The sequence below is a fragment of the Dysgonomonas termitidis genome, assembly GCF_054657735.1.
Genome location: NZ_BAAHYD010000002.1, coordinates 2,056,055 through 2,078,417, shown reverse-complemented (window position 1 = coordinate 2,078,417; position 22,363 = coordinate 2,056,055). Strand labels below are relative to the sequence as shown.

General features: G+C 42.5%; 15 protein-coding genes. 6 read left to right on the top strand and 9 right to left on the bottom strand.

Annotated features, from left to right (window positions below; translation table 11 throughout):
• Positions 1-22 precede the first annotated feature (22 nt).
• The 4 genes from ACYQ3L_RS12800 to ACYQ3L_RS12785 all read right to left on the bottom strand — a co-directional run bounded on the left by ACYQ3L_RS12800 (position 23) and on the right by ACYQ3L_RS12785 (position 5,765).
• Positions 23-2,050 carry a TonB-dependent receptor plug domain-containing protein gene (locus ACYQ3L_RS12800; protein WP_380001098.1) on the bottom strand — a complete coding sequence of 676 codons (2,028 nt, stop codon included), beginning with the start codon at positions 2,048-2,050 and terminating at the stop codon, positions 23-25.
• Positions 2,051-2,182: 132 nt separating this feature from the next.
• Positions 2,183-2,785, bottom strand: a complete 603-nt coding sequence (locus ACYQ3L_RS12795) for a hypothetical protein (protein WP_380001100.1) — start codon at positions 2,783-2,785, stop codon at positions 2,183-2,185.
• A gap of 98 nt (positions 2,786-2,883) precedes the next feature.
• Positions 2,884-5,286 (bottom strand): TonB-dependent receptor, encoded by a 2,403-nt coding sequence (locus ACYQ3L_RS12790; protein WP_380001101.1) that lies wholly within the window; start codon positions 5,284-5,286, stop codon positions 2,884-2,886.
• A gap of 77 nt (positions 5,287-5,363) precedes the next feature.
• Positions 5,364-5,765 (bottom strand): Fur family transcriptional regulator, encoded by a 402-nt coding sequence (locus tag ACYQ3L_RS12785; RefSeq protein WP_380001103.1) that lies wholly within the window; start codon positions 5,763-5,765, stop codon positions 5,364-5,366.
• Positions 5,766-6,171: 406 nt separating this feature from the next.
• On the opposite strand from ACYQ3L_RS12785, the gene mgtE reads away from it, so the two are divergent.
• Positions 6,172-7,563: a magnesium transporter gene (gene mgtE / locus ACYQ3L_RS12780; protein ID WP_380001105.1), complete on the top strand. Its 1,392-nt coding sequence runs from the start codon at positions 6,172-6,174 to the stop codon at positions 7,561-7,563.
• A gap of 106 nt (positions 7,564-7,669) precedes the next feature.
• Here mgtE and ACYQ3L_RS12775 read toward each other — a convergent pair whose 3' ends face one another.
• A complete protein-coding gene (locus ACYQ3L_RS12775; RefSeq protein WP_380001107.1) occupies positions 7,670-9,244 on the bottom strand; it encodes an NAD(P)/FAD-dependent oxidoreductase in 1,575 nt (524 codons plus the stop codon).
• A 204-nt stretch (positions 9,245-9,448) separates the two neighbouring features.
• Positions 9,449-10,744, bottom strand: coding sequence for an MFS transporter (locus tag ACYQ3L_RS12770; protein ID WP_380001109.1), 1,296 nt, complete (start codon positions 10,742-10,744; stop codon positions 9,449-9,451).
• Positions 10,745-11,345: 601 nt separating this feature from the next.
• Here ACYQ3L_RS12770 and ACYQ3L_RS12765 point away from each other — a divergent pair.
• The 3 genes from ACYQ3L_RS12765 (at position 11,346) to ACYQ3L_RS12755 (ending at position 15,336) form a co-directional block, all read left to right on the top strand.
• Complete coding sequence (locus ACYQ3L_RS12765) at positions 11,346-12,536, top strand: L-serine ammonia-lyase (RefSeq protein ID WP_380001111.1); 1,191 nt, start codon at positions 11,346-11,348, stop codon at positions 12,534-12,536.
• Positions 12,537-12,759: 223 nt separating this feature from the next.
• Positions 12,760-14,793 (top strand): transketolase family protein, encoded by a 2,034-nt coding sequence (locus ACYQ3L_RS12760; RefSeq protein ID WP_459952375.1) that lies wholly within the window; start codon positions 12,760-12,762, stop codon positions 14,791-14,793.
• 87 nt (positions 14,794-14,880) lie between these two features.
• On the top strand, positions 14,881-15,336 hold the full coding sequence (locus ACYQ3L_RS12755; protein ID WP_459952414.1) for an RpiB/LacA/LacB family sugar-phosphate isomerase: 456 nt from the start codon (positions 14,881-14,883) through the stop codon (positions 15,334-15,336).
• 337 nt (positions 15,337-15,673) lie between these two features.
• Here the strand turns inward: ACYQ3L_RS12755 and ACYQ3L_RS12750 are convergent, their stop codons facing one another.
• On the bottom strand, positions 15,674-17,008 hold the full coding sequence (locus ACYQ3L_RS12750) for a deoxyguanosinetriphosphate triphosphohydrolase (protein ID WP_379997174.1): 1,335 nt from the start codon (positions 17,006-17,008) through the stop codon (positions 15,674-15,676).
• A 933-nt stretch (positions 17,009-17,941) separates the two neighbouring features.
• Here ACYQ3L_RS12750 and ACYQ3L_RS12745 point away from each other — a divergent pair.
• Complete coding sequence (locus ACYQ3L_RS12745) at positions 17,942-18,415, top strand: hypothetical protein (protein ID WP_379997172.1); 474 nt, start codon at positions 17,942-17,944, stop codon at positions 18,413-18,415.
• 63 nt (positions 18,416-18,478) lie between these two features.
• Positions 18,479-19,894 carry a DHA2 family efflux MFS transporter permease subunit gene (locus ACYQ3L_RS12740; RefSeq protein ID WP_379997170.1) on the top strand — a complete coding sequence of 472 codons (1,416 nt, stop codon included), beginning with the start codon at positions 18,479-18,481 and terminating at the stop codon, positions 19,892-19,894.
• 30 nt (positions 19,895-19,924) lie between these two features.
• Here ACYQ3L_RS12740 and ACYQ3L_RS12735 read toward each other — a convergent pair whose 3' ends face one another.
• Positions 19,925-21,085 (bottom strand): tetratricopeptide repeat protein, encoded by a 1,161-nt coding sequence (locus ACYQ3L_RS12735; protein WP_379997168.1) that lies wholly within the window; start codon positions 21,083-21,085, stop codon positions 19,925-19,927.
• A gap of 80 nt (positions 21,086-21,165) precedes the next feature.
• A complete protein-coding gene (gene corA / locus ACYQ3L_RS12730) occupies positions 21,166-22,239 on the bottom strand; it encodes a magnesium/cobalt transporter CorA (RefSeq protein ID WP_379997166.1) in 1,074 nt (357 codons plus the stop codon).
• Positions 22,240-22,363: the final 124 nt, after the last annotated feature.

Genomic DNA, 22,363 nt, shown 5'->3' with positions numbered 1-22,363 from the left:
TTCTGACTATTCTTTGGCATTACTATCTGAAAGTATAACTAATACCTCCCATTAGCCAAAAGCCGGCCTGAGGTATATTTCCCCTATCGAAGTAATGTGTATCATAAAGATTATTCAGATTCAGATTGAATACCACATCTTTATATTCATAGTTCAATTTCAGGTCGAGGGTTGAAAATGCAGGATAATGCTCATCACCCACTTTTATCAGATTTTCATATTTTTCGTAAGTGCCCATCCGCTTTTGGAAGCGAAAATACCAGCCTGCTGAGAGTCCTTTATATATCTGATGATTGAATTTTGCCGTAAACTTATCCCGCAAATAGTTCAGCGAATAGATAGATATGAGGCCCTTCGTATCCCCATCCTGATGCATACGGATATAATCCAAAGCCAGTGATGATTTACCGCCCAACGCGGGAAGTATATCTCCGATACGGAATTTAGCTCCCATTTCCACGCCTTTAGTATCTATTTTACTTAAATTCCATGCAGTGTATGCTTCATCTGCCGGGTTCTCTTTCACCCAATCGATAATATCCCGACCCCATTGTATAAAGCCTGTAAGGTATGCACTGAAGAGATTATCTTTATATTTTATGCCTAACTCCAGAGATTCCGATTTCTCCGGCTTCAGATCATTCCGGCCGATGTGCGTAGGTGCTTTATAGTACATATCGGTAAAGGTAGGCACACGTGTTGACTTGCTCCACGACGACGATATGTTTACTTTATCCGTAGGGCGGTAAGTCGCGCTTACCGATGGATAGAACTTATATTGATTGTCTTGTAATGTATTATGATTCATCAGTGCCCCTGCGGATAATACGAACTGCTCTATGCTGTAGGTATGCTCCAGTGATACGCTGGCATTTGTCCGGTCGTCATATTTCGTATATTTACGGTGTGGCTCAACCATAAGCATTCCCAGGTTGGTACTCATAATATCTTCCCTGCGTATTTCACCTCCAAGGCTGGTATTCCCTAATTTCGACCTGTATGAGAAAATAAGGTTAGCCCCGTAAGTATCGCTGCGGTGATAATTCCGCCCGTAATCGGTATCTTTCACCAGATCGTACTGATCGTGATGCCTGTTCCAATAAATAATCGGGACTATTTTTAGCTTGGAACCAAACTCCCCTTTCAGAGAACCCGTATACGTACTGGTTCGTTCATACTGATTTGGAAACTTAGGAGAATAGAATGTATTGGCACCGTATTTTTTATCATTATATCCCAGCTGCAGGTCCAGTTTCGATTCATTTTTGAGTCTGAAACGTGTTTGCCACAATACGTTATAAATATCATAATCACTGTTTGCAATATAACCATCCGAAGAATTATAGCCTACCGACAGGCTATTGGTTGTCATACCCGTTTTTGCCGTACCACGCACTTCCATTCCCCGAAGTTTGTGCATCCCGGATCCTACACTGGCATAGGCCTTGTAATCCGTATTCTTCTTAGTGATAATGTTGATTCCTCCGGAGAAAGCACTCGAACCGTAAATAAGAGCTGACGGGCCATGAATGATCTCGATGCGTTCGATGTCGGAAAGATTGATGGGAATGTCGAAACTGTAGTGCCCTGTCTGGGCGTTTGAAAGGTTTACTCCGTTGAGGAGTACTGCATTTTGGTCGAACGATCCGCCACGGATCGAAATGTCGGCTTGTACACCGTGTCCGCCTCTTTGAACTACGTCTATGTTAGCGGCGTAGACTAACAGATCCTGAATACTGCGGACGGGCGACTGCTCAATTTGTTCTTTTGTGATTACCGTAACAAGCTTTGCCGTCTGATTGATCGGAGTCTCTACCCGGGATGCCGTGACCATCACTTCATCGAGTTCCTTTTCCAATACTTTTTGCTGTTGTTCGCCATCGGTAGTAGTCTGTGCAGTAATTGTAGATACAGTAAGGAATGAAATAGCACATCCCCTTACCACTCCGATGTTTACAATTCTGTGCATACTGTTGAATGCACTGTAGGCCTTCCGTACAAAGCGTTTGAAACGGTAGACCGGTCTTTCCTTAAAATGTTTTCGATTCATTTTTCTAGAATTTGTTAATAAAATAAATTGTCGCCGCAAAAATACGGATTATAGATAAAGTTACCGAGCATAAATGCATAAAAAAAGCATGAATCCGGATAAGATTCATGCTTCCAGTTATTTAATACAATATTATTTCTGTCCGACTCTTACGTCATACAACGACTTCCGGTTCATTAATACAACTTTGTAGTCCATAATAGAATCTCCATTTCCGGCTTTGTCTATCACTGCCACTTTCATATCATAGATCTTCTGACTTAAGACCAGTGTATCCATAACCGACACATCTCCATCTTTACGGGTTCGGGTAATGGTGTCGGGTATCTGAAGCAACCTGTTACGATATACTGTTATATCTTTTTGATTAAATATCATTTGCCCTAGCTTGACTATTGGCATTATGGAGTCTTTCACATTTTCCCGTCCTCTCTTATCTTTATATTCAGGATTTATTTCCACTTTAAAGGTAGATAAAGCCTCATTATCCGTAAACCGGGCATATATATACATCCATTTAGTGGCTATTACCGTATCCATTCTATTTGGATTATCATTCAGGCTATCATTCATCTTAATGACCAGATTACCGTACATCAACGTATCATTCTTATTAATCCTTACATCTGATATCGCAGGTGGTTCTGTCTCATCACCCTCAACCTTTGCACATGATGAAAAATACAGGCCGGTCAACAGAATAAGCGTAACAATAAACAAGCAAAAATTCCTCATTACATATTATCTAAAATTGCAATTACGAAAATACAATAAAGTTGCGAGTTACAGGCCACAGCTAAACGTTTTTTTAGATTATTGGCAATCCAGGCTTATCAGCCATTGAACGGAATGCGCAAAAAGACTTGTATATTCCTTCCCGGCTCGGGTATATTCAACCGGCGATAAAGGCTTATATGATTGAGATAGCGCGTATTAAATATATTTTGCACCTGCAGACTGAAATTAACAGCAAACTTAGGAGTAAACCGGTAATCGAACCCCGCACCCGCATGAAATAAACTGGTACCGGCTGTTTTTGCTTCATCAAAACCTACCCGGCTTTGCTTTGCATACCATTGATGGGAGGCTGATAATTGATAATATGTCAGTCCTTTCCTTTTACCTGTATCTTTTAAGTATTTTATCTCATTGGTCATTGTCAAAGGTGGGGCGAAAGGCAGGGGATTATGGTCATCCAGATTTTTATTCAGCACAAAACTTCCGGCAGAAGAAAATTCCAGTTGCCTGAGCAGTAACCATGTAATTTTATACTCTGCTCCTGTAAATATCGCTTTTGCCTGAGAATATTGATAAGGCTTATCATCATAGAGCGATACAGGTGTTTCCTCCACAGGCTGTAAAAAGATAAAATTGGAATAATAATTTACAAAGGGACTGAATTCGACGGAAAAACCCGCCTTGTTATCATAATTTAAGCCTAAATCCAGTGTATAACCGTTCTCTGCTTTCAATTCAGGATTACCAATCTCGTAACGGAACGCTGCGTGATGTACACCGTTTGCTGCAAGTTCATTGGCCGAAGGAAACCGGAAAGTTTTGGAGACATTTGCCTTATATGTTAGACCTTCAGATAAATACGGTGTATATGCCAGTCCTGCACTTGCCGACCAGCTGCCAAAGTTACGGTCAACATCATAGGCGCGCTGCGCGTATTGTCTCACGACCTCTTCACCGTATCCCTGTTCTTTAAGGTAGGTAGCCAGAGTATTATCATAAAAGCCTGTGACATCCATATTTCCGAAATCATACCTCGCTCCGGCTGAGAACAGCCATTCATTTGTAAAGCGGAATGTATTTATAAAAGATAATCCACCTGATATCTGATTATAACGCGGCAGGAAATACTCGAAGCCCCCTACTCTGTTTTGCTGATATTCTACGCTTGCGCCGATGGTTTTTGTCCAATTCTCCTTTTCATCCAGGAAAAGCCGGGCATTGGACGAATATGTCCTCAATTTGAAATCTACTGCAATATCATCGTCCGTCCCTGGCTCGGGCTGTCCTTCATAATGTTCGTGAAAATGCTCGTATTCGCGACGATGGTTATATTGATAACCTGTATTTACAGACAAACGAAACGCCGATGTTTTCCACTCTGTATTATTCGTTACCGCAAAATGATTTGCAGTAGCGTATGGCATAGTTATATTCCGGTGTGAATTATCTGCATCATGATCGGGATTATCATGGTCATCATCCGCATCACCATGATCATGGCCGGAATGATCTTCCTCCAACTCAAAAAGCCCGCTCTTTTGGTAGTTGTTACTTACATTCATATATGTAGTCACATTCTTTTTCCTGAAACCGACCGTTCCCGAAAGTGAATATTCCCTCCCCGCTGAATTGGGTAAACGTTTGTCCGGGAAAGCAATTTCCTGCGACTCATAGTCCGCTTTTTCGGCGGGTAACCTGTAATCGGCATAATCTTTATAATTGTAAGCACCTTGCAAAAACCAGTTGCCCTTTTGCCATCTGGCAGTAAGCCCGGCCCCGTATAAATCATTATTCGACGCACCATATAATTGTGCTTCACCTTTGAAGAAATCCTTATTTTCAAAGCCATATGACTGTATCTCTATCGCGGTTGTAGTACCCGAACCTAACAACAATGAACTTGGTCCCTTATACACACTCGCATTATATATATCCAGCAGGTTCATATCTATGCCGTGGTCGGCTCCCCATTGCTGATTCTGCTGGCCAATACCTCTGTTTATTACAGCTACCCTGTTGCCGCTCAGCCCTCTTATCACAGGTTTTGACGTACCTCCTCCGATATTCATGGTAGCTACACCCGGTAAAACACTTAACATCTTATTAAAAGATGTAGATGGTTTATCATAGTCTATTTGCCTTATAACGGGTTCTATATATCCTGCCGAAACTTCCACCTCTCCGAGTTCTACAGCCAAAGGTTTTAAACGAATATCGAGAAGTGTATCGTTATGTATTCCCACATAAACAGTATCGGTTTCATATCCTATATAGTTTACAAGAAGAGTATAATTATCATCTTTTAAATGACAAAAGCTAAAAACACCAAGGCTATCGGTCAATTCGCCCACAGCCGTATTTATTATTGAAACAGCAGCCCCCTCTATCGGTGTCCCAGTATTACGGTTTGTCACTTTTCCCGATAATGAGCAGGTTGATTGGGCCGAAAGCTGAAGATAAATAACAGAGAAGAATAGTATAAATAATATCTTTTTCATAAAAGTCATCCGACTGTTTTATTTTTGAGTAAATATGTTTTTGATTTCTTTATAATTAAATATCCGGCTACAGGCTCTTATATTTTGCAATCAGGGCATGTACCTTCAAGTAAGACCTCTACCGAATCTACAGAAAATCCCTCGGGCATGGCAACCGGCGCCTGAACCTCTGTTTCCAGACATGTTACCACATCACATTTTATACAATGAAAGTGAGCATGTTCTCCCTTGGGTAAGGCTTCCTTATCAAGGGCATATTTAACCGTAGAATCATGCAGGACAATACGATGGATAATATTCTTCTCTTCCAGCGTCTTCAGGGAACGATAAAATGTAACTCTATCGAATAAATCCGGTAAGGCCTTTTTAATTTCATTCTCTGACAAAGCTGAATTATTATTAAGCAACTCACTGATTATGAACTTACGGCAACCTGTATTTTTCAGGTTGTGATATTTTAATATTTGTTCAATACCCATATTTGCAACAACATTATAAATGAAACTACGTTGCAAATATAACACTATTTCATTTAAAATATTCAGATATATAAAAAATATCCGGTTAAAATTTAAACAGATCCTTATTTCGACTATTCATTCAATTAGCATATTTACGAACAGGGTAAAATTCACAGTTCTTCATTTTTTACTTATATCGATAAACTTCTCCCAAAACGGCAATATCCGGCATTGGGATAAAAATTTATCATTATACCCTGATACTGCAAAAAAATATTATCTTTGCAGCCGCATTTCGCAAACGGATAATGACGTTGCTGACAATATCAATAATACCGCAAATTTGTGAAAGCTAATTCATCCCAAAAACAGAATCACAGACAGAACTGTTTTTGTATTATCCACCTTATAATTTATCTTATGGATGAAGGAGAATATCGAACAACTGACAGAACAGACCAAGCTTCTGATTGAAGCAGGTGATGTTACCATGCTGCGCATCTTTCTTGACGATCTGAACATTTCGGATGTAGAAGATCTGATAGACGAATTACCTGAGTATGCCCCGTTGATTATTACCACTTTAAGTCTCCACAGGGCAGTAAATGTATTCAGGATATTAGATGTACCCACACAGGAACGTATTATCATAAAACTTCCGGGACAAAAAATATCCGAAATTATTAACGGATTACCTCCCGATGACCGCACTGCTTTCTTCGGAGAACTAAAAGATCAGGAACTACAGCACCGCCTTATTTCGTTGCTTACACCCGAAGACCGAAAAGAAGTATTTACCCTCCTTTCATATCCGGAAGACAGTATAGGGCGCCTGATGACACCCGATTTTCTTGCGATATCCAAAGATTATACTGTAGAAGAGGCTTTACAGTACATCCGTAAGAATGGAAAAAATTCTGAAACGATCGATGTAATATATATACTCGACGATAAGGGTGTACTGATAGATGACTTACGGATAAAAGAATTGCTTATCAGTGATCCGGAAACACCTATAACCGACCTTATGGACGGACGGCTTATTTCTCTGAATGCCCCGGACCCTGTGGAAGAGGGCATAAAGATATTTAAGATGAATAATCGTGTAGCCCTTCCGGTAATAGATTCGGGCGGCATTTTACTGGGTATCGTCACCATAGACGATATCCTCTGGGTTGCCGATGAAGAATATTCGGAAGACATGCAACGGATGGGGGGTACATCGGCCCTGGACGAGCCTTATCTGGATTTACCCGTCCACAAACTGGTATGGAAACGGGCTGGCTGGCTGATTATCTTATTTATAGGGGAACTACTCACTGCCTCGGTAATGCAATATTATGAAGAACAATTGGCACAAATGATAGTATTGGCGCTGTTTCTTCCATTGATGATTTCGAGCGGAGGTAATAGTGGTTCACAGGCTTCTACACTCGTTATCCAAGCTATGGCTACCGGAGAAGTCAAACTACGGGACTGGTGGCGTGTATTCCGCCGCGAAGTAGTTTCGGGGCTTAGTCTGGGGATTATACTGGGGGTCATAGGCTTCTTTCGTATCTATGTATGGCATCTTATATTCCCCAGTCTTTATGGTGAACATTGGATCATGGTAGGCTCCACCGTATCATTTGCCCTTACAGGCATTGTACTTTGGGGATCATTGATAGGTTCCATGCTGCCATTTATACTCCGGCGTTTAGGAGCAGATCCGGCGACATCGTCCGCTCCGTTTGTAGCCACAATAGTCGATGTAACGGGATTGATGATATACCTGACCATAGCCAGCTGGATATTCGGTCCATTAATGAATGGCTAAATTAAGCATGTCATAATTTAAAGACATACCCATACCATTAACTTAAATTTTATAACTCGCAGCATAAAAATAGCTGCGAGTTATAAATTTGTATAGTATAGTTATTTCAGGTAGGCTTATTGCTTCCGTTTATTTTCTCCGCCAAAGCCTCCGCACAGCGCTCTCCATCCATTGCCGCCGAAACAATTCCCCCGGCATAACCGGCTCCTTCGCCGCAAGGATAAAGGCCTTCTATCTCTATATGCTGCATTGTTTCTCTGTCGCGGAGAATACGGACAGGTGAAGAAGTCCGGCTCTCTACACCTAAAAGTATAGCCTCATTCGTCAGGTAACCTTTATAGCTGTTTCCCACTTTCTTAAACGCTTCCTGTAAGCGCGAGGAAACAAACCTTGGCATCCACTCGTGCATAGGTGACGATATTACCCCGGGAGCATAAGATGTATCAGGCAGAGATTCGCTTTTCTTGCCATTTACAAAATCATAGAGCCTCTGCGCAGGAGCTACCTGGGTCTTTCCTCCGTGCAGCCATGCCAGTTCTTCCAAATCTTCTACAAATTTCAACAGGGACAATTCATCGTATTTTGCGTATTCCGGAAAATCTTCGGGATGAACCTCAACCACTACTCCCGAGTTAGACCAGCGGGAGCCACGGTTCGACGGCGACATACCATTAACGACCACTTGTTTGGGGCCACTGGCCGATGGAACTATTGTTCCCCCCGGGCACATACAGAAAGAATATACACCACGGCCTCCGGCCTGAACAACAAAGCTATATTCTGCTGCCGGCAGGAACTCGCCCCTGCCCTCTTTGCAATGATATTGTATCTGGTCTATCAGGTGCGATGAATGTTCAACACGGAATCCTACAGCCAAACCTTTGGCCTCTATTTTTATTTTCTGGTCATGCAGCATATAGTAAACATCGCGAGCCGAATGGCCGGTAGCAAGAATAACCTGTCCTAAAAATGTTTTTCCATTGTCCGTCTCTATCCCTTTTACTGTATTATTTTCAATTATCAGTTTATTCATACGGGTTTCGAAATGGACTTCGCCTCCCGATAAGATAATCTGTACACGCATTTTTTCTATAATACCGGGCAGCCTGTCTGTTCCGATATGCGGATGCGCATCTACAAGGATAGACAGTTCCGCCCCGTGCTGACAAAAGACATTCAATATTTTTTCCACATTACCCCGTTTTTTACTACGGGTATATAGCTTACCATCAGAATATGCTCCGGCACCGCCTTCACCAAAACAATAATTCGATTCAGGGTTTACCACATGTTCACGGTTCATCAATGCCGTATCACGTTTCCGGTCGCGGACATTCTTACCTCTTTCTATTATAATAGGGCATATACCTAATTCAATCAGCCTCAATGCTGCAAATAATCCTGCCGGCCCCGCTCCTACCACAATAGCCTGCGGACAACCTTTTACATTCGGATAATAGGTACTTACAAAAGCTGGATCGTCTTGCACTTCATTCACGTATCCCCTCACCCTGAGGTTTACAAATATATTCCGCTGCCGGGCATCTATCGAACGGCGGAGAATACGCACCGAATTTATATCTTTAAGCGGAATACCGGATTGACTTGAAAAAATGCGTCTTACTTTTTCTATGTCTGACGCCTGTTCTGGCGTAATGCGTAAGTCTATATCTTTTTGCATGAATCATTTATTAATTTGAGTGTACAAAGGTATATTTTTTAATGATAAGTTATAAATTATGAATTATATCAACTTATAATAAAAAGCGTCTGTACCACCGGTGCTTTATTATATGTATAAAGTTTGCGGAATCTCACATAAAAAATTGGCAGCAAACATTTCTGCCTGCTGCCAACCTATATTTAGTAAAATTTTCCTGGAATATTATTCTACAGGAATATCTGTATTTACATTCTTACTTCCGATAGCTGAGTAATACAGCATATAAGCCAATCCGGCGAATACCACCCAGTAACTTGCCATATAACCTACGCTGTCGGCAATAGCGTTCTGAAGAAGCGGCATGATACCTCCACCACAAACAAGCATCATAAAGATACCTGATGCAGCCGCAACATATTTACCAAGACCTTCTACTGCAAGATTAAAGATACCTCCCCACATTACAGATGTGCACAATCCGCATAATACCAAGAACATAGCATTAATAGGAACCTGGGTCATACCGAATGAAAGAGCACCTGTAGCAGGATCTGTCATAAATACAGGCATAGAAATATTTTGGGTTGTAGGCAGGAATATAGCCAGTAATACCAATACCAGACCTACGGCCGAAGCAACGGTCAACATCACTTTACTGGACACCTTGCCTCCGATGGAAGCTCCTGTAAAACGGCCTATCAGCATCAGGAACCAGTAAGTGCCTGTCACAAAGCCGGCAGTTGTACCATCAAGGCCACCACCTCTGGTTGCATCCGCAAGGAATAAGTTTAATGTTCCCGGTATACCCACTTCAATACCCACATATACGAAGATTGCAATTGCTCCTAATTTAAAGTGACGGAACGATAAAGCGCTGTATTTATCTTTAACTCCTTTTTCAGCAGGTTTAGCCATATGAGGCTCAGGTATCTGAACCATAGACAATACAATAAATACCGCCGCGAAGATAGCCATGGCAATGTACATTACCGGATATACATCAGTGATGTTAGCTTTTGCCACTTCACCTACTAAAGCACCTACTAATATAGGGACCAATGTAGCACTTAACGAATTGAATGTTCCTCCGACCTGGATCAACTGATTACCTTTCTTTCCGCCGCCGCCTAACGTATTCAGCATCGGATTCACAACTGTATTCAGCATACACATTGAAAATCCTGCAACGAATGCACCTAACAGATAGACAACGAAACTTCCGGCACCACCCGAAAGATACTGTATTCCTACTCCTGTAAAACCAACAGCAACAGCGATCAGTGCAGTTTTCTTATATCCGATTTTCGATAGCAAAATACCGGCCGGAATACCCATGAAAGCATATGCTATAAAGTTAGCGAAGTTACCCAACATACCCATGGCATTGGAAACTCCGAACTGGTTTTTCAGTACAACCCCCATCGGCGCTGCAAGATTCGTTACAAATGAGATCATCGCGAACAGGAAGATCATCATAATAATAGGTAACAAATAATTCTTTTTCTCAGTACTACTCATAATATTACTTTAGTTATTAATTTAAATTATTCTTTATTAAATCGTTTCATAGTGTTCAGTACTTCACTTCAGGAGTTCTCAGGGAGTAATTAAATCATAAAAAATCAATTACCCCCTGATTAACTCCAAGATACAATTTAGGAATGTATCTCAATTCATGGTTATAAAAGGCTAAGTGAAGATTGTTTTCGCAAAAACGTTGTAAAAATACTTATACATTTTGAGCTTCTGTTGTCAAAAAACGTGTTGTACAACATAGAATTTTATATTTAAATATCACTTCTTTTTATAAGCGATGATTTTCTTTTTTTATTACGGTAAATTTGACTATTTTTATTATTCCAAATCAATAAAAAATAATCATTTGGATATTAACGTATTAATACATTTCCAACATTAAATAATCATAGATAAAAAATATAAAATACAATAAGTCATAGAATTCATTATAGTTTATATTAAATTGATATTACTTTATCTATATGAAAATCAACCGGAATATGTTTAACAATATTTAATATCATACTTTCGTTAGGAGGAATTCAATTTGACAATATGGACACGATCAACTGAAATATATTATACAAAATAAAGTAAACCGATGGAATCTATTCGCAATTTGTACAAAATAGGTCATGGACCTTCGAGTAGCCACACAATGGCTCCTCAAAAAGCGGCCCAGAAATTTAAAGACGAAAACCAGTATGCCGACTCATTCAGGGTAACACTATACGGCAGTCTCGCCGCCACAGGTAAAGGGCACATGACAGATATCGCCATAATAAATACACTTCTTCCATTTCCCACAGAAATAGTATGGCAACCCGAAATCGTCCTTCCCTACCATACAAACGGTATGAAATTCGAAGCCATCGTTAAAAGCCAACCTGTAAAGGAATGGATAGTGTACAGCATAGGCGGCGGAGATTTATCGGATGGTACTTCCGAAACCAAAAGAGAAATTTTGTACGGTAAAAGCACCATGAATACAATATTGGAATGGTGTCAGCAAACAGGTAAAACATTCTGGGAATATGTGGAAGATACCGAAGGCAAAGACATTTACGAATATTTACTGACTGTATGGAAAACAATGGAAGCTGCTATCCATAGAGGAATGGATGCCGAAGGTCTTCTCCCGGGTGGCCTCGGATTGCAACGCAAGTCATCCATGTACAGCATTAAAGCCAAAGGTTATCAGGGCTCCATGAGAAGCCGCGCCTTAATATACTCCTATGCGCTTGCCGTATCGGAAGAAAATGCCAGTGGGAATATTATCGTAACAGCACCTACATGCGGTTCCTGCGGGGTACTCCCGTCTGTTCTATACCATCTGAAGATGAATCACGACTTCAGTGACCAAAAGATAATCAGGGCATTAGCCACAGCCGGATTGATAGGCAATATAGTGAAAACGAATGCCTCTGTGTCAGGAGCCGAAGTCGGTTGTCAGGGAGAGGTGGGTGTCGCTTGCGCCATGGCCGCAGGAGCAGCCTGCCAACTATTCGGAGGCTCCCCGCAGCAAGTCGAATATGCCGCTGAGATGGGTCTGGAACATCACCTTGGACTTACCTGCGACCCTATATGCGGACTGGTTCAGGTACCTTGTATCGAACGTAATGCCTTTGCTGCGGCACGGGCCTTGGATTCTTGTTCATTTGCCATGCTATCGGACGGAAAACATCTTATCAGCTTTGATAAGGTTGTACGCACGATGCAACAGACGGGACATGATCTGCCTAGTCTTTACAAAGAAACTTCTACAGGTGGTCTTGCTGTAAATCTGGAGTAAGTAAATAGCTGAACCGGAGGTTTGGTTTATCTTCAATAAAACTGATTAATAGCATCTTATAGATAAAACAGGCCTTGATATTTAGATATCTTATTGTAGGCAAGGCATAATATAAACGACTGTATAACTTATATTTATATAACATTTCATATACTTTAGTTTCAATATTACAGGCTTATTTCCTACTTTTGTACACATGTAAATTAATTACCTTATATAACCGATGACACCAATCAAATTATTAAACAAAGCAGCGGACAACATCCGCATTCTATCGGCCTCGATGGTCGAGAAGGCCAAATCGGGCCATCCGGGTGGCGCTATGGGCGGCGCCGACTTCATCAATGTGCTTTTCACCGGGTTTCTGGTTTACGACCCTAAGAACCCGCGGTGGGAAGGCCGTGACCGTTTCTTTTTAGATCCCGGACATATGTCCCCGATGCTGTATTCCACCCTTGCCCTTGCCGGCAAGTTCAGCATGGAAGACCTGCAGGGCTTCCGCCAGTGGGGCAGCGTAACGCCGGGACATCCCGAAAGGGATATCCTGCGTGGCATAGAGAACACCTCCGGTCCGCTCGGACAAGGACATACCTTTGCCGTGGGAGCGGCCATCGCCGCCAAGTTCCTCAAACAACGCTTCGGAGACTGCATGGACCAGACCATCTATGCCTTTATCTCCGACGGAGGCGTGCAGGAAGAGATCTCACAGGGAGCAGGCCGTACGGCAGGACACCTTGGACTTGACAACCTGATTATGTTCTACGACTCCAACGGCATCCAGCTGTCTACCAAGACCCGCGAAGTGACCGAAGAAGACGTGGCCGCCAAATATACGGCATGGGGCTGGCGTGTGATCACCATCACAGGAAATGACGCCACCCAGATCCGTGCCGCCCTGACAGAAGCCAAGCTCGAGAAAGAACGCCCTACCCTGATTATCGGTAAGACCGTGATGGGAAAAGGAGCGGTCAAGGCAGACGGCACAAGCTTCGAAGACGAAACGGAGACACACGGCCAGCCACTAAGTGCAGCCGGGGCCTCTTATGAGAAGACCATCGAGAATCTGGGCGGTGACCCGGCCAATCCGTTCGTTATCTTCCCTGAAGTCAAAGAACTCTACGAAAAACGTGCTGCCGAACTGGCAGAGATAGTAGCAAAAAAATATGCTGCCAAAGAAGCCTGGGCAAAACAAAATCCCGAAGCGGCACAAAAGATGCAGCAGTGGTTCGACGGTTATGTACCGGCTATCGACTGGGCCGGCATCGAACAGAAGCCAAATCAGGCCACCCGTGCCGCCTCCGCTACCGTATTAGGAGTATTGGCCAGACAGGTGGAGAATATGATCGTATCATCAGCCGACCTGTCCAATTCGGACAAGACCGACGGTTTCCTCAAGCATACCCGCAGCATGAAGAAAGGCGACTTCTCGGGAGCCTTCCTGCAGGCAGGAGTATCGGAGCTGACCATGGCCTGCCTGTGTATCGGTATGACCCTCCATGGAGGAGTCACAGCCGCCTGCGCCACCTTCTTCGTATTCTCCGACTATATGAAGCCAGCCATCCGCCTTGCAGCGCTGATGGAACTGCCGGTCAAGTTCATCTGGACACACGATGCCTTCCGCGTAGGCGAAGACGGCCCTACCCACGAACCGGTGGAACAGGAAGCCCAGATACGCCTGATGGAGAAACTCCAGAACCATCACGGTCACAACTCGATGCTGGTTCTGCGTCCTGCCGACGTACAGGAAGCTACCGTAGCCTGGAAGATGGCCATGGAGAACAAAACCACTCCGACAGGCCTTATCTTCTCACGGCAGAATATCAACGACCTGCCGGCCAAAGTAAACCGCTACACGGAAGCCCTACAGGCTGAAAAAGGGGCTTACATCGTGGAAGAAGATGAGAACTACGATGTTATCCTGCTGGCTTCGGGTTCGGAAGTATCGACCCTTGTGGAGGGAGCTAAGCTATTGAAAGCCGAAGGTATTAAGACCCGTATCGTATCGGTACCCTCCGAGGGTCTGTTCCGTGCACAGAGCGAAGCATACCAGCAAAGCGTACTTCCTGCCGGCAAGCGGAAGTTCGGCCTTACCGCAGGTCTTCCTGTCACCCTTCAGGGCCTTGTAGGCGATAAAGGCAGGATCTGGGGGATGAACTCCTTCGGTTTCTCCGCCCCTTACAAGGTGCTGGACGAGAAACTGGGCTTTACCCCTGAGAATGTATACAACCAGGTGAAACAGTTAACAGTAAACAGTTAACAAAGAACAAACAGTTGCAGGTTGTGGAATGAAAGCAGCCTGCAACTTATCATTCATCATTCATAACTCATAACTCAGAACTATCACATGAGCTTATTTCCCATCCCCTCAAAACCCATCGGACTGGCCAGTGACCATGCCGGCTACCCGGTGAAAGAATATATCATCAGCCTGTTCAGGGAACAGGGCATCCCTTATGCCGATTTCGGTACCTATGATGGTACACAGAGTGTCGATTATCCCGACTTCGGCCATAAGCTGGGAGAGGCCATCGACAGTGGCGACTGCGACAGGGGCATTGCCATCTGCGGTACGGGCAACGGTATCAACATGACTTTGAACCATCATAAGCATGTAAGGAGCGCCCTATGCTGGAATACGGAGATAGCAAGGCTGGTCAGGATGCATAACGATGCCAATGTGCTGACTCTGCCCGGCAGGTTTGTATCTCAGAAAGAGGCCTATGATATGATCGAAGTCTTCTTCAATACCGACTTTGAAGGGGGGAGGCATCAGGCCAGGATTGATAAGATTAATGGCTGAATAGGAAATATGAAATGGGCTGTCCAAAAAATAATATTACGTTAGCAAAGTATTACTTCCTATTGTCATATTGAACGGAGTGAAGAATCCCGATCCTAAGAAACGAGATGTTTCACTCCGTTCAACATGACAAAATGATATAAAAAAAATACTTTTTGGACAGCCTCTTTTATTTTCTACAATCCTACTATCAGAAGCCGGTTTTCCTTACTTATCAATTATATCGAAGAATATCGGGGTTTTCCCTTACACATTAAAAACAGTTTGGTAATCCGGCATATTCATAGATAATTGAGTTTAGAAGAAAGCGGATTTAGAATATTTCCTTCAAAATAAGTTATACTGTAGGTAAACTCATTCCTGTCAGCTTCCGGTAGAGATCAAGCGCGTATATATCGGTCATTCCTGAAATAAAATCCAGTATAGCCAGAATACGTCCATAGAGAGTGGGGGCATCCGTTTCGAACTGTTCCGACACACGGCTCAATACTAATTCCGAATACTTACCTTTGGGATCATCATCAGTAGCAGCCGTAATGAACGTATCGAGCAGAAACCCGATGATACGGTGTCCGGCAAGTTCTATATCCACTACATCCTTAGCTTTATATATCTTTCTGTAACTAATTTCGTTAGCCTCTTTATTCGCCTTATTTGGCAAGGCAGATATATGATCGATCAATGCGCCGTCAAACTGCCCCTCCAATATTGTATCTTCATTGTTCAGAAACACGGTTGTACATTCATCAACCAGCAGTCCTATAAGACTTGAACGCAGATAAGCAATTTGCTCGTTAGTATCGCTTACCCGCTGCATTGTATAGAGCATCTTTTTCTGTCTTTCTTCAGAAAAGAAGTCCATGAAAAGACTCTTTGTCTGTTCGGTAGAAAGCAGACCCAACTTGTGAGCATCCTCAATATCCATAGTCCTGTAGCAGATGTCATCGGCAGCTTCGACAAGATATACAAGCGGATGCCGCGCATACTTCAACAGAGATTCCTGCAAGCAGAGCATTCCCAATCCGTCGGCAATCTTCCTGAAATCTTCTTCCTCGGCCTGAAAAAAGCCGAATTTACCCTTCTTACCGGCTGCCAGCGCAGAATAGGGATACTTGGCAATGGATGCCAATGTAGAATATGTCATTACGAATCCGCCGGGGCGACGTCCGTTGAACTGATGTATCAGCATTCTGATTGAATTGGCATTCCCTTCAAAGTTGGTGAAATCCTCCCATCGTCCGTTTTCCTCGCGCACTTTCTGTTCGAGATGCCTGCCGTTCCCTTCTCTGAAATAGCTGGTAATAGCCCTTTCACCGGAATGTCCGAACGGAGGGTTCCCTAAATCGTGCGCCAGACATGCAGCAGCCACGATGGAGCTTATCTCTTCGAAATGAGCCGGAGAATCAGGATATTTTTTTCTCAGTTCCCTGCCTATTATTTCTCCTAACGAACGCCCCACACACGATACCTCGATACTATGTGTCAGGCGGTTGTGTACGAAAACGCTGCCCGGAAGGGGAAAAACCTGCGTCTTATTTTGCAAGCGGCGAAACGGAGACGAAAATATAAGCCTGTCGTAATCGCGCTGAAAATCAGTACGGTCATGATGCTTGTCATCATGATATTTTTCCATTCCAAAACGTTTTGCAGAGAGGAGTTGTTGCCAGTTCATAGAGTTTCCTTTTTTATAGTAGCCAAAGATAACGAATTTAGGCTGAATAACATATCCGGGTCATGTCAATTATAAATATTATCTTCCAGGCTGCTCTCCTGTTTTTTATTTATTAACCTTATATTGTTAAAATGTAAGGAAAACCGGAAGTTAGTTAAAAATGCGAATCAGTAGTTGGAACTATTAATTCACATTATCAAAAACCGAATCATTTATCTATATATTTAGCTGATAGCCTTTAGCTGTTAGCTGATAGCTCTTTGAAATGATGAACGAGCCCCCTCAATCCCCCAGGGAGGACTTACACAGAGAAAAAATAGTGGAAAATGTGTCAAGTTTGTCAAGTTTTGTACATAAGCTATTGGCTAAAAGCTATCAGCTAATAGCTAAAAAGGTGTTACTTTTGTTACTTTTTGCGTCTTAGCGTCTCTGCATGAAATACTGTTTACTGTTTACTGTTAACTGAAATAAGTGTTACCTTTGTTACCTTTTACCCCCCTGCTGGCGCGAACTTCCAGTCCGTGTCTTGTTGACAGGGTAAAAATGTTTGCTACGCAACACACAGACGGGACGTCTGCGCGAGCGAGGGGCACCCTATTTTGTTTCACGCAAAGACACAAAGGTACAAAGTTTTTACATCTTACGAGTTGTTGACTGCTAACTGATGACTGATGACTGTTTACTGATACACCTGTTACCTTTTAACTATACATAGTTAATATATGTAAATAACATATTATATAAACAGTAAAAAATGTGTCAGATGTGTCAGGTTTTAACTAAACATAGTTAATAAAAATAAAAAAAAGGTTTCCCATTGATTAGAACTGATAATTTCCATGCATTTATCCTGTCCTTTAAGCCTCCGTATAGAAAAAGAAACTATCTTTAATAAGTCATTTGTATTTTATCCAAACTAAAAACCCAGGAATAATGAAATCACTAAAGACTCTCTTTTTCATAAGCTTACTGCTTATAATCTGCACATCCTGCAATAAATATGCATCTATAGAAGGATTGATTTATTACCCCAGCGACTACGTGCCTGCAATGAATGTCTGCCTGAAAAACATCGAAACAGGTAGTACAATAACCTTATTGACAGGCGAATCAGAAGAGGGAGAAACGGTAAAATACAAGTTTGACAATGTACTTCCCGGCAAATATATTGTATATGCTATACCACAAGACGATATTGACGGTGAATCGGCAGGAGGTTATACATATGCTGTTCCCTGCGGGCTGGATATTACATGTACCGACCATAGTTTCATACAATTAGATATAAAAGGTGGCGCGGCACTTACAGGGATAGACATAGCCGACTGGTATGATGAAGATATCAGGTACAATGCCGAAAATTTAGGAAAATATAACAACAGGAACTTGTTTAATATTGAGGTTTAACCAAGGCTTTCTGCCTGAAAAGTAGTACCTTTGCACCCGAATTTTAAGGTTCGGTATTCACAAATGAAGATTTTAAACAAGTCCTACACAGTTTCCCTGATTGTTGCTATCGCTTTCTTTATGCAAGGGCTTGACACCACGGCTGTGAATACGGCTGTGCCTGCCATGGCCAAGTCGTTTGGGACGGATGTTGTACATCTGAGTGCCGGAGTAACATCTTACCTGATCGCATTGGCCATATTCATCCCTGTCAGCGGATGGATTGCCGACCGTTTCGGAACACGCAAGGTATTCTGCTTGTCTATTATTCTTTTTATACTGGCCTCTACCCTTTGCGGTACATCGCAAAATCTGACCCAGTTCGTTATCTTCCGCATATTTCAGGGGATGGCAGGTGCCATGATGACGCCCGTAGGCCGTCTGGCTGTACTGAAAACAACACCTAAGGAGAATCTGGTGACCGCTATGGCTTATATCACATGGCCTGCACTGGTTGCCCCTATACTTGGACCATTGGTGGGCGGTTACCTCACTACATACTGGCACTGGCACTGGATATTCTATCTGAATATACCGATCAGCATTGTCTGTGTCGTCCTTGCATGGCATCATATACCCGAAGAGAAAGACGACACTCCGGTAAAACGGCATTTCGACTTTGTGGGGTTCATTCTCAGCGGCCTTGCTCTTGCCGGATTTATGTATGGAGTGGAATTGCTCAGCCGTACCGAAGTACCATACTATGTTTCAGGGATAGTCGTTTTGTTCAGTATTGGTCTACTGGCTTTTAATATCCGGTATTCGCGGCATATATCCAACCCATTGATAGACTATTCGGTAATCAGGATACCAACATACAGGGTTACGATATTCACGGGATCAATATCACGCATGGTAATCGGAGTAGCACCTTACCTTGTTCCCCTGATGTTTCAGGAAGGTTTCGGCTTAAGCCCTTTCGAATCGGGAACGCTGTTTCTTGCCACCATGGCCGGAAACCTTGTTATGAAGCCTGCTACGATATGGATCATGCGCCATTATAATTTCCGCACAGTACTTATCAGTAACGGATTTATGGTTGCCGTGTTTACATTCTTCACGGCACTCCTGCTTCCGACTACGCCAGTCGTATTAATCGTGGTGGTCATGTTCCTGTCGGGGATGTTCCGTTCCATGCAGTTCAGCGCCATTACCACACTTGCTTTCGCAGACATACCACAACCACGGATGACAGCCGCCAATACGCTATACAGTACCGTGCAGCAGATGTCGACCGGTATGGGTATAGCTATGGGCGCAGTATTCCTCCGGTTCTCAAATATGATAAACGGCAGTACCGACCATTATTCGGTCGCGGATTTCCGTCTGGCATTTATCTTTGTTGCCATATTAGGCATAGTCTCTCTATATGGATATACAAAACTGACCCCTGACGCGGGAGATGTGGTAAGAGTAAAGAAAAGGGACAGGAACCAGTAAACAGCCAGTTGTATCTGGTCTATTCGTAATTTACTTCACATAAGGTTTCGGATCAACTTTACCATCTATAATATCCTTTACAACCGATTGCAGTGTAGTATAAGCCAGATTACCGTCATATACGACATTAAAGCCGTATTTATCCGTTCCTTTCTGCATCACAGGGTCGAAACGGCCGGTTTTGCCTTCCTCTTCGGCAGGAGTGAATTCGAGAGTGATGGTGGAATCGATACGGCCGTCTTTGTCCGCCACATAGAATATATATTTGGTAATCGTACGGCACGGTGATACTTCGAAACGCTCATATGCGGAAACGTCTTTATTCCCTACTGCAAAATGGTCGATGCAAAACATGTCCGCAATGCTGGTATTCCAAAGTTCTCCCTGCCGGTATGCATTATATAGTTTCGCCTTCGATACATCTGCGCGGCTGTAATAGCCTAAAGCATTGTAACACTCGACCAGTTTTTCGATAGAATAGTAATCATCGGGAAAATATTCGGTCAACTCCCTGTATGCTTCGGATGCATCCCTATAATTCTGATTATCAAATTCGATCTTTCCGATATTATTCAGCACTGTGACATACAGCTCCTTGTCCTTTTCTATTTTCGACTTGGCCACATAGAAAGTATCCAATGCCTGTTTTACATTGTCCTGATTAGCATACACGGCACCTATCATGTAGAAGGCTTTCTCCGACGGATCGGGTAGGTTTACCGCCTTTCTGTAATTAGCCAAGGCTTTTGTATAATCATCCTGTGCAAAATAAATATCGCCAAGGCCGGTATAGTATTCAGCCTGTTTCGGAGCCAGATTTATAGCTTTTTGTATATCGGCGATACCTTGTGTATGATTTCCATTTGCACTGCTGATAGAGCCTTTTACGTAGAGTGCGCGAGCAGATCTTGCATCTTTTTGTATAGCCATATCTGCGTATCTGGAAGCATTCGGGAAATCATTCAACCGTATATATGATTCTGCGACGTACGACAACTCTTCGGCTGATGATGTACGGGGCGTATTTCCATATTCTTCTATAATTTCGGTATAAAGCCCTTTCTCAAACATTTTCTTAATATCGTCTTTGGGCTTTACAACCTGATTTTCGTGTGAAGACAAGGTTATACTATACGGGCAGAAAGGAAGGGCAAATAATGAAATCAGTAATATACAAGCTATTTTTTTCATCGTTATTTAATAAATATTAGTTACAAGATAGAATCATGGGGTTATGAGCTTTAAGAATCTGAAATACAGCCTGTTGTTTTTCAAAACCATTTTTGCTTTCTCATCCACAAATAAGTAAACAAGGCAACCAGAGCCAAAACCATCCACGAGAAAAAATAGCCATATTCCCACTCTATTTCCGGCATAAACTTAAAATTCATACCCCACACGCCAACCATAAACGTGAGTGGGATAAAGATTGTGGAAACGACTGTCAGGCGCTTAATTATTTCATTCATCTTCAGATTATTATTGTTATAATACAAATCCAGCAATGAAGTCAGGGACTCGTGAAACGAAGCCAGGTCACCTAATGTGGTGCGCATACGGTCGTCAAAGTCGTTAAAGTAAACAATATTTTCTTCTTTTATCAACTTATTGGCATTATGCAAGAGGTTGCTGTATTCTTCCCTTAGCGCTATCACCATACGCTTGATATGCATATAATTGACCCTGCATCTGTGCATAAACTGAAGGATATCGACTGAATCTTTCCTCATTATCAGCTGGTCTTCAATATCCGCCAGCTTATCTTCTACTGTCATCAGGGTGTTAATATTGGATAAATTAACAGCATTCAGGAGGATATAAAGCAAAAAGTCCGTACTCTTTTGCCGTATCATCCCGTTGTTTTCCTCAATATCCTGCTTCACCTCATCAAAAACAGGGATAAGGGCTTCCTGGAAACTAACTATGAAGTTTTCACCGAAAATAAACGCTACCTGCATATCGTCTATATCAGCATCGCCTTCCAGATAAAAAGACGACATCAGTATAAAGGTTACCTTATCATAGGCTACGATTTTCACCACCCGTTGGTCGGCAAGTAAATCTTTCACATCGAATCCATGCAGGTCAAATTCGCGGCAGATACGGTTTACCTCCGTTGCATCGGAGATACCCTGGACCCTGAACCAATTTACTTTCGAATTGTCAATGCTGCTTTTCAACGGTGTATGTAAAGGGATATTCTTCACTTCCATCCGCATAGAATCGTATTGCATCAACTCTACCGACATTGGAATATCCTTATCTCCCAGATAAGTGGGCTTAGTTAAAAGATAGTTGTTCCGCGGCAATTTATTCCTGGGTCTTTTAGGCGTCCGTTTACTCATATTTACATATACGATATTACCGAATATTTAACAGTACCAAAAGTAAGAATAAAATACTATATTTGTACTCTTTGATGAGGTATTTGTAACCTGTAATTAACAATTAAAAATCAAACCAAATAAA